The following is a 14468-nucleotide window of genomic DNA, read 5'->3' on the forward strand; positions in this document are numbered from 1 at the left end:
CGTGGTGCACGGCGCGCGGCGCGGCGATCCTGAGAGTCGAGTCGATCCGAGCACTCAACGACGTCGTCCTGGGGAGCACGAGTGAGTGAGGTGGCGATCGCCAGCCTTCGGGAGATGGCCGGGCCGGACCTGTACCGGCACAACGCCTTCCGAGTCACCGGCCTGCCGGTGGACGTGGACCGGCGCACCGCGCGAGCGCGGCAGCAGCAGCTGACGGCGGCGCTACGGGTCGGCGCGGACGTGAGCTGGCAGGGTTCCTCGGCGACCACCGAGGAGGTACGCGCCGCGTTCGACGGGGTGTTGGGTGACCCGCGCCGCCGCCTGGTGCACGAGGTGTTCGCGGTGTGGGGTACGCCGGACGGCTGTGAATGCCCCGCCGGTGTGCACTACGACCACGACGCCGCGGTGCGGGCGCACGCCGCGGCGCTCGACGTGCAGCCGGACGACCTGCTGGCCGCGACCATCGGCGGCGGGCTGCCGGGCCAGTGGACGGCGGCGGCAGCGGGCTGGACGAAGACGCTCCGGTCGGCGTCGTTCTGGCGGCATCTGCACCACCGGGTCGAGCGGCTCGACGACCGGCAGCTCGACGCCTCCACAGTGGAGGCGCTGCGGGCGGAACTGCCGGGGGCGTTGGTGCGCCCGCTGCTGCGGCTGGCGGCGTCCGCCGCCTATCCGGCGCCGCTGCGGAAGAACCTGGCCGAGTGGCCGGTGCCGGCCCGGGACCGCGACCGGCTGATCGAAGAGGTCGCCGAGCCGCTGTACACGGAGTTGGAGGCCGCCGTCCGGGACCTGCACACCCGGCTGGACTCCGGTGACGCCGACGAGGTCGTGACCGAGATGCGCGCGCGGGTGCAGCCGCTGCTGGCCCGGCTGGAGGGACTGGCGCCGCGCGACCGGCACCGCCGCACGGACGCCGTCCGCGACAAAATCGCGGTACTGCTCAACAACTGCGCACTCGCCCGCAACCGGGCCACCGGACAGTACGAGGGCACGGTCAAGAGCTGGCTGGCGGAGGCGCAGAAGCTCGCCACCGATCCGGAGACCCGGCGTCGGATCCAGGAGAACCTGCGCGGCTTCGACGAGGCGGACGGAGCGCTCAACCAGTTCCGGTTCAACGTCGACGAGATCCGGCGGACCCGTGGGCGGTACGAGGCCGCGAGGTTCCTGCGCGGCGTCCTCGCCCAGGTCACCGACGAGGCGCTCGCGGCGGCCATCCGCGACATGCTCTCCGAGCTGGAGGCCGGCGGGCCGGTCTCATACGGCACGCCCAGCCGGCCGGTCCGGTACCGCCAGCCGATCCGGCTGTCCGACTGGGAGGAGCGCCTGGAGCGGCGGCAGCGGTTCAAGGTGTTCGGTGTCCTCGCCCTCTGCGCGGTCCTGGTGGTGGCGCTGGTGCTGATCGTCAACGCGATGTCGGAGGCGGAGGAGAACTCGGTCGACATCCATCCGGCCGACTACGGCGCCGTTTCGCAGGAGATTCTCTGCGTCCGGGACGCGAACGACTGGCGCGACGGCGACACGACGGTGACGACCGTGCCCTGCGGGCGGGATCACGCCGGCGAGGTGATCGCCTATCTGGGGCTGCGGGAGTCGATCATTTCCTGGCCCGACGCCGACTACGACTACCTGGCCGGGCTCGCGCGCTTCAGCTGCGCCGAGCAGGCAATCCACTTCGGACTTTCGCCGGACCGGTACGCGACCGAGGTCGTCCTGCCCGCCCCGAACGTCGTCCTCAGTTCGGAGTCGATCTCCAACTACGCGACGTGTCTGGTCCTGCGGGCCGACGGCGAGCGTTGGTCGTTCCTGGCGGCCTCGCGGCAGACCGGGGCCCAGCTCGCCGTACCACGGCCGGTGACGTCCCGTCAGGGTAGGGACCACAACGCACCGGCCGGATACTGCGTGGAACTCAAGCAGGAACCCGACGGCGCGGACAACGTCTGGCCCATCGTGCGCTGCGACAACCCCCACTGGGCCGAGATTCTCGGTTACCAGATCCTGACCTGGCCGCCGCCCGGGCCACAACTCCACGGGGACGCCACCCGGACCCGGCTGGCGGAGGAGGCGGCCCGGGCATGCCAGCGGCTGGCGAGCCAGCTCCAGGTACCCGGCACGTTCGCGGTCACACCGGTCCGGTCCGACTGGTGGTCCGAGCAGAGCCGGGAGCGGATGTACGCGGCCTGCGTGGCACACCGCAAGGACCACCAGCCCTTCGACGGGCGAGCCCGGTAACCCGGCATGGCACCGCAGAAGGAGTTGGCAGTGGGTGAGGAAACGCGCGCGGGCGGAAGCGTGACGTTGCGCGTCACCTCGCCCGAGGGGAGGGTCCGGGGCGTGGAACTGGCGGACGGGCCGGTCACGGTCGGGCGTATCGCGCCGGACCACACCCCGGACGTGGCGCTGGAGCCGGATCCGCAGCGCTGGGTCGGCCGGCTGCACTGCACCCTGGACTACAGCGACGGCGGCTGGACGGTCACCGACAACGCGAGCGTCAACGGCACCCTGCTCCGCTCGCTGAGTGGACGCACCGAACGCCTGGTCGGAAACCGCCGCCTGCGGCACGGCGACGCACTGCTGATCCTCGGCGACATGTCCCCGGACGGCGAGCCGCTGTACTGGGAGCTGACGCTGCTCGACCCGCACACCACCCAGCCCGCGCCGTTCGAGTCGACACCTGCGGCGCCGACCCGCGGGCCGTGCCTGCGCTACGACTGGGTGGCCGCGCGGGCGTACCGCGTCGACGACAGCGGTGAGACCCCGGTCAGCGGGCTGCGGCCGCAGGGTCACCAACTGTTGCGGTACATGGTGGGTCGCAGCAGCGCCGGTGCGGCGGTCGCCTGCGGGCACGAGGAACTCATCACCGCGCTCTGGGGGCCCCGGGAGGAGTGGCCGGTGGGCCGCGCCTACACCCGTGCCGACCTGGCCGGCGTCGTACGCGCGGTGCGCCGCGCCATCGAGGCGGATCCGTCCGTGCCGCGCATCCTGGAGACCATCACCGGCATCGGGTACCGGCTCATCGTCAGCGATCCCGGGGACGACCGGTGAGCCTGCTGGAGAGCGGTGACCGGGTCACCGAGACGCTCGTGGTGGACCGGCTGCTCGGTGAGGGCGCCTTCGCCGAGGTGCACCGGGTACGCCACGAGTACCTCGGCTGGCAGGCCATGAAGGTCTTCAAGCGGGTCGCCTCGCTCGACGAGACCCGTACCCTGCTGGAGGAGGCCCGGCTGCTCTCCACACTCGGGCATCCGAACATCGTCCGGGTGTTCGACGCCGGCACCGTGCGTACCCCGCAGGGCGTCCGGGGGTTCTTCACCATGGAGTACGTGGCCGGGGGCAGCCTGGAGCGGCTGATCCGCGCACACGGGCCGACGATTCCGGTCGAGCTGGCGGTCGAGGTGGCCGAGCAGATCGCCTCCGGGCTGACCGCCGCGCACGAACAGGACCCGCCGATCCTGCACCGCGACCTCACGCTCGCCAACATCCTCGTCGGATACGAGGGCAGCGGCCTGCGGATCCGGATCAGCGACTTCGGGCTCGCCAAGCGCGCCGACCCGTTCACGATGCTGGCCAGCGCCCAGGGCACGTTCGCCTTCATGGCACCGGAGGTGTTGCGCCGCGAGGGGTACTCCCGGGCCAGCGATGTGTGGTCGGTGGGCACCATCGTGTACCTGCTGCTGACCAACCGCCTCCCCTACGACGACGGTGCACCCCTGTCGTCGTACTCGCCGGGCCGGTTCGCGCGGGTACCGCTGCCGCCGAGCCGCTACCACCCGGAGGTGGACCCGGAGCTGGACCGGATCCTGCTCTCCGCCCTGGAGGTCGACCCGGCCGACCGGCCGGCCACGGCGGGGGTGCTCGCCGCCGAACTGCGCGGCCGGCGACTCGGCGGCGGCTCCTCCCGCAGCGAGGGCGAGCCGGCGGACGCCCGGGCCCGGCGGCTCGCCGAACAGGCGCTGGCGCTGGCCCGGCACGCCGGTCAACTCGACCGAGCGGCGGGGCTGATGGCACAGGCGCTGGAGCTGTCACCGGACCTGCGCGCCCGCTACCTGCCCAAGCTGAATCTCTGGCGACGAGGGGTGACGATGTGAACCGCATGACGCGACTGCGCGAGGAGCTTCGCCAGCGCCGGCATCATCGGGAGTTCCGGATCGCGCCTCCGATGTGGACGGAGTCGCAACGGGCCCGCCTGGAGGGCCTGCTGACCGCGGTCCGGGACGCGCAGCCGGACGAGAGGGAAGCACCGCCCGCCGAGCCGGACGAGGCGGCCCTGGCGACGGCCGTGACGAACCTGTGGCGGGCCCAGCGCAGGCTCGCCGCGGCCGGCGAGCGCCCCTCGCCCCGGGACCGCCAGGCCGGCCGCTACCTGCGTACGTCCACCGAGGCGCTGGCCGACGCCGGCCTGGTCGTCCAGGACCACGACGGCGACGTCTTCAACGTGGGGCGGGAACTCGAAGTCCTGGTCTACCAGGAGAACCCGGCCCTGACCGCCGAGACAGTCATCGAGACCGTACGGCCGTCCGTCTATCTGCACGACCGGCTCATCCAGGTGGGGCAGGTCATCGTCGGCACCCCCACCCAGCCCGTTGACGGAGGAAACGAGCATGCGTGACACCATCGACTTCGGCATCGACCTTGGCACCACCAACAGCGCGATCGCGGTGGTGGAGGAGGACGGCGGCGTCGCCGTCATCAAGAACAACGACGGCTGGGACATCACGCCCTCGGCGGTGTGGATTCCGAAGCCCGGCGTGGTGCACGTCGGTCGTCGAGCGCGCGAGCGGGTGCAGAGCGACCCGGAGAACGCGACCGCCGAGTTCAAGCTGGAGATGGGGCTGGCCGACGCCGGCAAGCGGTTCGGCAGGGCCGGCACGACGCTGACGCCGCCGCAGCTCTCCGCCGAGGTGCTCAAGTCGCTGCGGGCGGACGCCGCGCACCACAGCGGCAGCCCACCGGACGCGGCCGTCATCACCGTGCCGGCCGCCTTCTCGCTGAACCAGAACAAGGCGACTCTGGAGGCGGCGGCGCTCGCCGGGCTCAGCGCCGCGTGCCCGCTCGTCCAGGAGCCCACCGCGGCGGCCTTCGCGTACGGCTTCCACGACGCCGACGACCGGGCGTACTGGATGGTGTTCGACTTCGGCGGCGGCACGTTCGACGCGGCGGTGGTGAGCAAGCGCGACGGGGACCTGCGGGTGCTGAACCACGCCGGTGACCCGTACCTGGGCGGCAAGCTCATCGACTGGGCGGTGGTGGAGCGGATCCTGGCCCCCGCCGCCGCGGCCGAGTTCGGCTTCGCCGACTTCCGCCGGGACAACCCGGAATGGCGGGTGCACTTCGCCAAGCTGAAGTGGCTCGCCGAGGAGGGCAAGATCGAGCTTTCCCGCCGGGACGCGATCGACCTGTCGGTGGAGCTGACGGTCGGCGGAGGGGAGGTCGAGACGTTCGAGTACACGCTCCGCCGGGACGAACTCGACCGGGTCGCCGAGCCGTTCTACGCCCGGGCGACGAACCTGTGCCGCACCGCGCTCGCCGACGGCGGGCTGGACGCGGGCGACATCGACCGGCTGCTGCTGGTCGGCGGCACCACCCTCGCGCCCGGACTGCGGGAGCGCCTCGCCGACAGCCGCGACGGGCTCGGGATAGCGCTCGACACCAGCCTGGATCCGACCACCGTGGTCGCCCGGGGCGCCGCCATCTTCGCCAGTACGGTCCGGCGCCCCGACCCACCGTCGTTCCAGCCGGCGGCCGGCGAGTTCGCCCTGCAACTCGCGTACGAGCCCAGCGTCACGACCACCACCCCGGTGGTCGCCGGCAAGGTGCACGCCGCCGCACCCGTGGACTGGACCGGGTACGGCGTGACGCTGCGCAACCCGGACGGGCAGCCGCCGTTCCGCACCGGACGGCTGGAGCTGAACGCCGAGGGCGCCTTCCTGACCGAGGTCGCCATCGATCCACACACGACCTCGCGGTTCACGGTGGAACTCACCGACCGGTCCGGTGTACCGCAGAAGATATCCCCCGACACGCTCTCCATCACGCACCGGGAGGTGGAGTTCGGCGGTGCCCGGCTGACCCACTCGCTCGGCATCCAGCTCGCCGACCGGGCGTTCGCGCCGCTGCTGCGCAAGGGCGCGACGCTGCCGACCCGGGCGCGCGAGGTGTTCCGCACCGCCGCCGCGCTGCGCCGTTCGGACGCCGATGCCGTGGTCCGGATCCCGGTGGTGCAGGGCGAACGGGACCGCGCCGACCGCAACCGCCCGGTCGGCATGCTGGAGATCCGCCCGCTGGACGTGCGGATCGACCTGCCCGCCGGAACGGAGGTCGAGGTGACGTTCGAGGTGGACACCTCCAGCCTGGTCACCGTTGTCGCCGACGTACCGCTGATCCAGGCCCAGTTCGAGGCGGAGATCAACCTCGACGAGGTTCGCACGCCGCAGGCGGACGAACTGGCGACCGCGCTGGCCGAGGCCGAGCAGCGGATGGCCGCGCTGCACGAGTCGCGCGCGTCGGACGTACCGGAGGTGCGCGACCGGCTTCAGCGGCTCGACGACGAGGGCACCCTGACCACCGCGCGGGAGCAGGTCCGGGCCGCTGGCGTCGACGCGGGCGCGGCCGCCACCGCCGAGGACCGGCTGCGTGAGGTGCAGGCGCAGCTCGACGACATCGAGGAGGCGGCCGACCGGCCGGCACTGGTACGGGAGCTGCGTGACCTGCTCGGCGAGGCCGGTCGGCTGGTCTCCGAGGTGGGGCATCCCGCCGACCGGTCGGCGCTGGCCGAGTTCGAGCAGCGCGCGAACGAGGCCATCGAGAGCGGCAGCTCGGCGCGGATCAAGGCGGAGACCGAGCGGGTCACCGAGTTCCTCATCGAGCTCGAACGGCGGCAGCCGGGCTGGTCGGTACGCCTGTTCTACGCGCTCTGCGAGCAGCAGGGTCGGATGCAGCCGGCCGGTGAGGCGCGCGGGCTCGTCCGGGAGGGCAAGGAGGCGCTGGCCGCCGGCGACGAACGCGCGCTCGACGCGGTCAACTCGCGGCTGGTCCGGTTGCTGCCGCGCGAGGAGCAGCCGAAAATCATCGGGCTGGTCGGCCGGTGACCGCGCCGGCCCTGAGCACCGACCTGGCGCTGAGCCGGGCCACGGCCGCCGCCCGGCGCGGCGACCTGGACGCTGCCGCCGAGATTCTGGTCGCGTTGGACGGCGACGAGCCGGCCAGCCTCGACCTGCTCGCCCGGATCCGTGCCCAGCAGGGGCGCTGGCAGGAGGCAGACGAGTGCTGGGCGGCGGTCCAGGCGATCGACCCGGGGCACGAGGGCGCCGCCGAGGGCCGTCGGGCGGTCGCCGCCATCCTCGCCGGTGATCGCCGGCCACGTCCGGTCGTCCCGCCGGTGCGCCTCGCGGCGGCCGGCGCGGTGCTGGTGGTCGCGGTCGCCGCCGGTACCGTGGTCGTGCTCCCGTCGCTGTCAGCCTCGCCGCCTGCCAGGCCCGCCGCGTCCGTGACCACCCCGGCGCCGGAGACGGTGGCGCTGGACGCGGAGCGGCGCCGTGCCGCGGAGTTGCAGGGCCGGCTCGAGCAGATCGAGGCGGACAGGCAGGCGGCCGCCCAGGCGTTGGCCGCCCGGCTCGACGCGATAGCTCGCGGTGTCACCCTGCCCGGCGTCGTGGTGAAGCGCCGGCCGGACACGGTGGAGGTCTACTTCCGGAGGGGCCTGTTCAGCCGCGACGCCTGGTTGACCTCGTACGGCGCGGACGTGCTCGCCGACGTCGGCCGCCGGCTGCCCGACCTCGACGTGTCCGTGACCGTGGTCGGGCACAGCGTGCCGGTGCCAGGCGGACGCACCAGCGGCGGCTCGGGTACGGCGCTGAGCCGGGCCCGGGTCGCGGCGCGGGAGCTTGCGGAGGCCGGTGACCTGCCGCTGACCGCGTTCACCCTCCGCTCCGCCGACCAGTCGCAGGGCCCGTTCCGCGAACCGGCCCGCAACCGCACCGCGAGCCTCGTCCTCACCCCGTCGTGATTCAGGACGTCCGGCAGGTGCAGCAGTCGCCACCGGGGCCGCCCGCCGACAGCGCCTCTACGAGCGTCAGGTCTGCTCCGGCCCGCCGACGGCGCGGCCCTCCGGCGTGTGCCGCGGGCAGCCGTCGGGCGCGGAGATCCGCTGATCCCCAGCGCCGCGCCCGATGAGCTGCCCGGCCGGCCCGGACGGCTCCTCGCAGCCCAGAGCGCTCAGAGCCCGTCACGCTTCATCGCCGCGACGATCCACACGTGGCGGTCCGCGTTGGTCTGGCTGAACTCGTTGTCGTAGTTGAGGCCGTAGGGCCAGAAGTGTCCCCCACCGGTACGGATGACCGCGTTCGGGCCGTCGTACTGTCGTACGAGGGCCGTGGCTTGCGCGCCGGTCCAGGTACCGCTGCCGCCGAGGGAATGCCAACCACCGCTCAGACCCACGCCCAGGGTGTGGGCCGTCTCGTGCAACGCCGTCCGCTCAGTCATGTAACTGCGGTTGCTGCCGAACCGGATGCTTCCGTTGATGTTGCCGTCAGCCGTCGGTACGCCGGGCACATAGTGCACGGTGATCGACTTACCAAGGTCGCTGAGGGCGTTGTACCGTGCCACAGCGGCGTTCATGGCCGACGTGATGCGCGCATATGCGTCCTGTTGATCCGCGGTCGGGTTCTGCGCCCGGGCAAGGGTCCAGGTGATCGTCGCCGCTGGCGCCGCCCTGGTCTGCGTGGCAGCCGGGGCGGCGTGGACCGCGCTGGGGCTGGCTACGACGCCGATGGCGAGAACGGCGAGAGCTACCTGCCTGAGGCGAGTTAGGGTCATTGTGGACTCTCCTTCAACTGCACCGCCCAGCGCTCTGACGTGGGGCGAACGGGTGACGATTCCGTAGACCGTGCGTTGTCACTCCGGCCGAACTGACTCGTGTTCGTGACAACAGTTCGCGATGACGGACGACGGGTCCACGCATTCGTCGTACGGCGTGGGGCCAGTGACGCGCGAACACTGACCAGACATCGAAGACCATCAACCCTCTGGGGTTAAAGGCTCCTGCGTGGACAAGTGTTAGCGATCACATCGATACATGTCAAGCAATCGGACAGGGTCGTTCAGCAAGGCTCCGGCGCCTCGTCCCGGGCCAGAACTGGCGACACTCGCCGGCATCGCACCCGACGGCTGGCTCGTGCTGTGCGGATACGACCGCGAACCGCTGACCCTGCCCACCCAGCAGATGGTCCTCGACCGGCTGCACGTCATGGTCAACCCGTCCGGTTCCCCGCACGACCTCCGCGACACCCTCGCGTTCTCGGTGGCGCACGGCATCCTGCCCGAGATCACCCCGATCGGCCTGCGGGACGCCAATCCGGTTCTGGACAACATGGCCAGGGGCAACCCCGGCAAACGCTCGGTCATCACCTTCGACCGAACCTCCCTGGACAGGGCGTTGGCGTGGCAGGACCGGCGAGCCGGGTCACCGTGCCGTCGAGACTGTGGCCTCGGCGACGAGGGTCCAGACGATCTGCGCGAACGCAGGGATCTGGTCGCTTAGGCCGGTCTCGTCCAAGGCATCGCTCGGTGCAACGATGGCCCGCCCGCGCTCGACGAGGCCGAAGTCCCCCAGGTGATCAGTGGAGTGGAGTGGCGCGCCGGCCAGCCTGATCCCGGGCGTTCCCGGCTGGTGGGTCAGCTACGGCCATCGCAGCCGACCGCGCCGCGCTTCGTCGGTGTGGCACCCAGTTAGTCCGCCAACCGGTGCAGAAAAGGGAACGAGGAGCGGCCGACGGCCGGGGTTCGGCCACCAGATCTACGGGCAGCGGCACGCCGTGGAACGCGGCATAAATTGACTGAAACGCCACTGCGAAGTCGTCACCCGCTACACCAAAAATTGCCATACGCTACCCAGCCGCCTGCGCATTTAGACGCATCTGGCGGCGGCAACGATTGAACGCGGTCGCCGAACGGCCCCGGCGGCGGCCGTGTCACTACTGGCCGGGCCACCGGGGCCGCTGGTCGTACCGAATTTCTAGTGGTTGTCGACGTCGGTGCGCGGGTCGGTGTCCCTGCTGCGGCTGCCGGCCTTGGCCAGACCCCGGCTAACCATGTACCCGACGGTGAGCAGGGTGATGAACCACCACGCCTTGTCTGCGGCGAACAGGTCCTGGCCATCGTTGTTCCCGCTGTCCCCGACCACGCTGGAGGCAATCAGGACACCGATGACAGCGAGCACGTAGACGACCAGTTCGCTGGTCTTGAACGACGGCTTCGTCTCGTCGCCGCGCGCACGGATGCGCGAAATCCCGGTAGTGCCGTTGTTTCCGTGGGTGGACGAACTCATCTGGCACTCTCCTGATGCTTGGCAATTATCGGCGATGTCACCGGTCCACTCATTTCCTCCGGCGGGGCATCATCTACCCCCGTCAGTTCGATCTCACACATCGCTATTAGCGTCCGGCCGGTGGCTCGGGCTTTCCGGCGAGGTACGGGACATCGCCAGCGCGCCGGAGTTACCCGCGCCTGCTGTCCGCACGGACGGCGGTGACGGCGGCTGCCATCCGGGCGAGGCGAGCACCCTGGAATCGGGCCGCTTCGAGGACCGCCTTGGCGTACTCGGGATCCCGGCTGGCGCGGCTCTCCACCTGGCTGACGCCGTACGGGTTCCCGCCACCGGCGTGGGCGACGGCGTAGTTCAGGTAACCCGTGGGCAGGATGATCGACCCCCAGTGGTGGAACGTCTGGTAGAGGCTGAGCAGGGTCGCCTCCTGGCCACCGTGTTCCTCGTAGCTGGCGACGAAGCCAGTCGCCGGCTTGTCGGCCAGCTCCTCGGCCTGCCACGGGGCGGTCGTGGTGTCGAGGAACTGGCGCAGTTGGGAGCAGACGTTCCCGAAACGGGTCGGCGTGCCGAAGGCGTACCCGTTGGCCCACCGGAGGTCGTCCAGGGTGGCCAGCGGGACATCGGCGGTGGCATCGAGGTGTGCCCGCCACTGCGGCTTGGCATCGACCACCTGATCCGGCGCCAACTCTGCCACCCGGCGCAGGCGGACCTCCGCGCCGGCGTCGGCGGCGCCGTCGACAAATGCCTGCGCGAGACGGTGCACGGTGCCCGTGGCGGAGTAGTAGATGACGGCGATCCTGGCGTCCGCCTGCATGGTTGCCTCCTCTGGTCGGCTCGGTTCCCGATCAACCGTGCCGGGCAGGCTTACCGACTGCTGACCGTCCTCTTACCGATGCCGTCGAGCGCAGGTTCGTCGAGGTCGAGCCGCGCGCCGCGACGCATCTCGGCAGCGAGTTGCTCCTCGCTGAGCGCCTCGCGGAGACGGGAGGTGATGCGCCGTACGTCATGCTGCTCGCCGGCGGGCAGCGGCGCTCCGGCTGCCTCGCGCAGCGTCCGGGCCGCGCCCAGCAGCCGCGCGGCCCGGCGATGGTCACCGGCGAGGCTGGCGGCGCCGGCCAGGCCCTCAAGAGCCAGGGCCACGGCCCGGTGGTCTCCGGTGGCCCGCGCCGCGTCCAGCGACTCACGGTGGCGACGCTCAGCGAGGGCGGCATCACCGCGGTGTTCGGCGATGAACCCCAACTCGGCCAGTGTGAGCGCGCAGCCGGGCAGGTAGCCCGCGTGCCGGTTCCACTGCAGCAGGTCCCGCTGCCGGGTCTCGGCGGCGTCGAGGTCACCCCGCCGGCGCTCTACCATCGCCAGTCCGGTACCGGCGAAGGCGGCGGCGGACCGGCTCGACTGCTCCCGCGCCACCTGTAACGCGCGGTCATGCCAGGCAACGGCTTCCTGGTAGTCGCCCCGCAGTAGGGCGAGCCGACCGAGGTTCGCCAACTGCCGGGACACCAACGTCCACAGCCGCAGGTGTTCGGCGATGCGCAGCGCCTCGCGGTGGCACGACTCGGCACGATCGTAGTCGCCACGGATCTCCGCCAGACTCCCCAACAGACTCGTCGGATGCACCTGACCCCAGCGGTCGCCCAGTTGTGCGAACAACGACCGGCTGACCTCGCAGTCCCGCTGGGCGGCGGACAGATCGCTGCGGAGTACGAGCGCGAGGTCGGCCCGGGTGGCACAGGCCGCGGCGATGCCCCACCGGTCGCCGTGGGCGCGGAACGCCGCCAACGCCGCGTTGACCAGTACGGCGGCCTCGCCCGGGTCACCGGAGCCGAGCATCATGGAGGCGAACAGCCACTGCGCGAACGCCCTGTCCGGCAGGTCGGCGTCCGGGTAGCTCGCCAGGACCCGCTGCCGGGGAGCGGCCGGGTCACCGTCCCGGGTGGCGAGAGCGACCAGCCACATGTCCGCCTGTCGGCGAAGGGCGTCCGGCGCGACATCCTCCTCGCTCGTCGGGACGATGTCCAACGCCGTACGCAGTGACCGGCTCAGCTCTCCGAAACGGCCTCGTAGCAGCCGGTACCAGGTCAACGAGGTGGCGAGCGTCAATCCGGCGCGGGCGTGCCCGTCGGTGGCGGCGACGTCGAGTGCCGCCCGGAAGTTGGCGTTCTCGGCGTCGAGCTCGCCGAGCGCGCAACTCTGGTCATGGCCCCGGAGCCGTCCGGTGACCCGCTCGGCGAGACGGGCGAAGCAGGCGGCGTACCGGCGACGGGTCTCGGGCAGTTCGCCGGCGCTGTCGAGTTGGTCGAGACCGTAGGCGGCCACCGTCTCCGACAGCCGGTAGCGTCGCGGACTCTCCCCGTGCCGCACCATGACCAGTGACCGGTCGATCAGGCGCGCCAGTACGTCGAGCACGTCGTCCGGGGACACCTGCCCGGCCGAGCACACCTGCTCGGCGGTCGCCAGGGTGGCGCCGTCGGCGAAGACCGCCAGCCGGCGCAGCACCGCGCGTTCCGGAGGCGACAGCAGCTCCCAACTCCAGTCGATCATCGCGCGAAGCCCCTGCTGGCGCGGGGGCGCGGTCCGCCGGCCGGAGGACAGCAGCCGGAAGCGATCGTCGAGCCGCGTCGCCAGTTCGTTCGGATCGAGTACCGGCAGCCGGGACGCGGCCAGTTCCAGCGCCAGCGGCACTCCGTCGAGACGCCGGCAGATGGTGGCGATGGTCTCCGTGTCTTCCTGGTCCACGCTGAACCCGGGCTCGATGGCGCGGGCGCGGGCTACGAAGAGCCGGACCGCCGGGGTCTCGACGATCTGCTCCGCGGTCGCTCCGGGCTCCGGCAGGGCCAGCGGCGGCACCGGGAAGACGACCTCGCCGGCGATCCCGAGCGGTTCGCGGCTCGTCGCCAGGATGCGCAGGTCGGCCGCGGCGCCGAGAAGTTTCTCGGTCAGTTGGGCGATCGGCTCCACCACGTGTTCGCAGTTGTCGAGCAGCAACAGCATTCGCCGGTCCCGCAGCGCGGCGACGAGCCGGTCCGTCGGCTCACGTGGTCGGTCGCCGGGCGGGCTGTCGTCCCGGATCTCCAGCGTCGCCGCCACCGTCTCGACGACCTCGGTGCAGGTCGCCGGGTCGCCGCAGTGCGGCTGGCCGGCCAGCTCGACGAGCCACACTCCGGCGGGGAACGTGTCGGCGAGCATTCGCGCGGCCTCGAGCGCCAGCCTGGTCTTCCCTACCCCGCCGAGACCGGTCAGGGTGACCAGCCGCCCGTTCGCCAGACGCTCCCGTACCGCTTCGACGGCCTCGTCGCGGCCGATCAGTCCGCCGTACGGGCCTGGCGACAGCGGTGCCGGCAGGTTGGTTCGGGCCGGATTCAGCGGTGGTGCCGGCGGCTGTAGCGCGGGGTCCTGACGCAGGATCGCCCGATGCAGCTCGGCCAGCTCCTGCCCGGGGTCGATGCCCAGTTCGTCGCGCAGTTGCCGACGGAACCGCTCGTAGGCGGCCAGGGCGTCACGCTGGCGCCCCGAGCCGTACAGGGCGCGCAGGTGCGCGGCCCGTAGTCGCTCGCGCCACGGGTGGCGTGCGACCAGGTCGGCCAGCTCGCCGGCGAGCAGGTGGTGCTCACCGAGCGCGAGCCGCGCCTCGGCCAGTTCCTCCAGCGCGGCCAGATACTGGTCGTTGAGCCGCTCGGCCGCCTGGCGGACGAATCGCTCGTCGCTGAAGTCCGCGTACGGGGAACCGCGCCAGAGCGACAGCGCCTCGGTCAGCGTCGCCGCCCGCTGCGCCGGCTCCCGCTGCCCGCGCGACCGTGCCAACAGCGCGGTGAAGCGTACGGCGTCGATCGATTCCGCCGACGTCCGCAGCCGGTAGCCGGCGTCACCGGACTCGACCAGCGCACGGCCACCGGCCTCACCCGCCTCCAGCGCGCGGCGCAACTGCGACACCTTGGTCTGCAGGGCCCCCAGCGCGTTGCCCGGGGGCTCGTCACCCCAGAGATCCTCGATCAGGCGATCGGCGGTCACCGGGCGTCCCTCGTGAACCAGCAGGTCAGCCAGGAGACCGCGAACCTTCAGGCCGGGCACGGTGACGGGTTCGCCGTCGGACGTCCACACGGCGATCCCACCCAGCACCCCGAAGCGCACAGCTTTCACCCTAGCCATCCAG

At 71.9% G+C, this 14468-nt stretch carries 11 protein-coding genes; 7 read left to right on the forward strand and 4 right to left on the reverse strand.

Features of this window, described 5'->3' with window-relative positions; all coding sequences use genetic code 11:
• Positions 1–81 precede the first annotated feature (81 nt).
• Genes C6361_RS29485 through C6361_RS29510 form a run of 6 tightly spaced genes read left to right on the forward strand, consistent with a single transcriptional unit; the run spans position 82 to position 8002 of the window.
• Entirely contained in the window at positions 82–2229 is a 2148-nt protein-coding gene (locus C6361_RS29485; RefSeq protein ID WP_107269727.1) for a hypothetical protein, read from the forward strand.
• 30 nt (positions 2230–2259) lie between these two features.
• Positions 2260–3042, forward strand: a complete 783-nt coding sequence (locus C6361_RS29490) for an FHA domain-containing protein (protein ID WP_159079543.1) — start codon at positions 2260–2262, stop codon at positions 3040–3042.
• Positions 3039–4085 (forward strand): serine/threonine-protein kinase, encoded by a 1047-nt coding sequence (locus tag C6361_RS29495; protein WP_107269728.1) that lies wholly within the window; start codon positions 3039–3041, stop codon positions 4083–4085. The genes C6361_RS29490 and C6361_RS29495 overlap by 4 nt, the downstream gene beginning before the upstream one ends.
• 5 nt (positions 4086–4090) lie before the next feature.
• Positions 4091–4606, forward strand: a complete 516-nt coding sequence (locus C6361_RS29500; RefSeq protein WP_159079544.1) for a hypothetical protein — start codon at positions 4091–4093, stop codon at positions 4604–4606.
• The gene (locus C6361_RS29505; protein ID WP_107269730.1) at positions 4599–7085 is read left to right on the forward strand and encodes an Hsp70 family protein; all 2487 of its coding nucleotides are present in this window, start codon (positions 4599–4601) and stop codon (positions 7083–7085) included. Before C6361_RS29500 ends, C6361_RS29505 begins: the two co-directional genes overlap by 8 nt.
• Positions 7082–8002 (forward strand): hypothetical protein, encoded by a 921-nt coding sequence (locus tag C6361_RS29510; RefSeq protein WP_107269731.1) that lies wholly within the window; start codon positions 7082–7084, stop codon positions 8000–8002. The genes C6361_RS29505 and C6361_RS29510 overlap by 4 nt, the downstream gene beginning before the upstream one ends.
• A 209-nt stretch (positions 8003–8211) precedes the next feature.
• Here C6361_RS29510 and C6361_RS29515 read toward each other — a convergent pair whose 3' ends face one another.
• A complete protein-coding gene (locus tag C6361_RS29515) occupies positions 8212–8811 on the reverse strand; it encodes a hypothetical protein (RefSeq protein WP_107269732.1) in 600 nt (199 codons plus the stop codon).
• 259 nt (positions 8812–9070) lie between these two features.
• Between C6361_RS29515 and C6361_RS37725 the strand changes: the two genes are divergently transcribed.
• A complete protein-coding gene (locus C6361_RS37725) occupies positions 9071–9535 on the forward strand; it encodes a hypothetical protein (protein WP_199853115.1) in 465 nt (154 codons plus the stop codon).
• A 474-nt stretch (positions 9536–10009) separates the two neighbouring features.
• On the opposite strand, the gene C6361_RS29525 is transcribed toward C6361_RS37725, so the two are convergent.
• The 3 genes from C6361_RS29525 to C6361_RS29535 all read right to left on the reverse strand — a co-directional run bounded on the left by C6361_RS29525 (position 10010) and on the right by C6361_RS29535 (position 14464).
• On the reverse strand, positions 10010–10321 hold the full coding sequence (locus C6361_RS29525; RefSeq protein ID WP_107269733.1) for a hypothetical protein: 312 nt from the start codon (positions 10319–10321) through the stop codon (positions 10010–10012).
• Between the two features lie 169 nt (positions 10322–10490).
• Positions 10491–11132 carry an NAD(P)H:quinone oxidoreductase gene (gene wrbA, locus C6361_RS29530; protein WP_107269734.1) on the reverse strand — a complete coding sequence of 214 codons (642 nt, stop codon included), beginning with the start codon at positions 11130–11132 and terminating at the stop codon, positions 10491–10493.
• 50 nt (positions 11133–11182) lie between these two features.
• The gene (locus tag C6361_RS29535; RefSeq protein ID WP_304598513.1) at positions 11183–14464 is read right to left on the reverse strand and encodes a BTAD domain-containing putative transcriptional regulator; all 3282 of its coding nucleotides are present in this window, start codon (positions 14462–14464) and stop codon (positions 11183–11185) included.
• Positions 14465–14468: the final 4 nt, after the last annotated feature.

It is taken from the genome of Plantactinospora sp. BC1 (assembly GCF_003030345.1).
Taxonomy (GTDB): domain Bacteria; phylum Actinomycetota; class Actinomycetes; order Mycobacteriales; family Micromonosporaceae; genus Plantactinospora.

Bases quoted from the DNA above. Each gene is read 5' to 3' on its own strand.
- C6361_RS37725 (WP_199853115.1), top strand. From the start codon at position 9,071: ATGTCAAGCAATCGGACAGGGTCGTTCAGCAAGGCTCCGGCGCCTCGT.
- C6361_RS29505 (WP_107269730.1), top strand. From the start codon at position 4,599: ATGCGTGACACCATCGACTTCGGCATCGACCTTGGCACCACCAACAGC.
- C6361_RS29515 (WP_107269732.1), bottom strand. From the start codon at position 8,811: ATGACCCTAACTCGCCTCAGGCAGGTAGCTCTCGCCGTTCTCGCCATC.
- C6361_RS29500 (WP_159079544.1), top strand. From the start codon at position 4,091: ATGACGCGACTGCGCGAGGAGCTTCGCCAGCGCCGGCATCATCGGGAG.
- C6361_RS29535 (WP_304598513.1), bottom strand. From the start codon at position 14,464: ATGGCTAGGGTGAAAGCTGTGCGCTTCGGGGTGCTGGGTGGGATCGCC.
- C6361_RS29525 (WP_107269733.1), bottom strand. From the start codon at position 10,321: ATGAGTTCGTCCACCCACGGAAACAACGGCACTACCGGGATTTCGCGC.
- wrbA (WP_107269734.1), bottom strand. From the start codon at position 11,132: ATGCAGGCGGACGCCAGGATCGCCGTCATCTACTACTCCGCCACGGGC.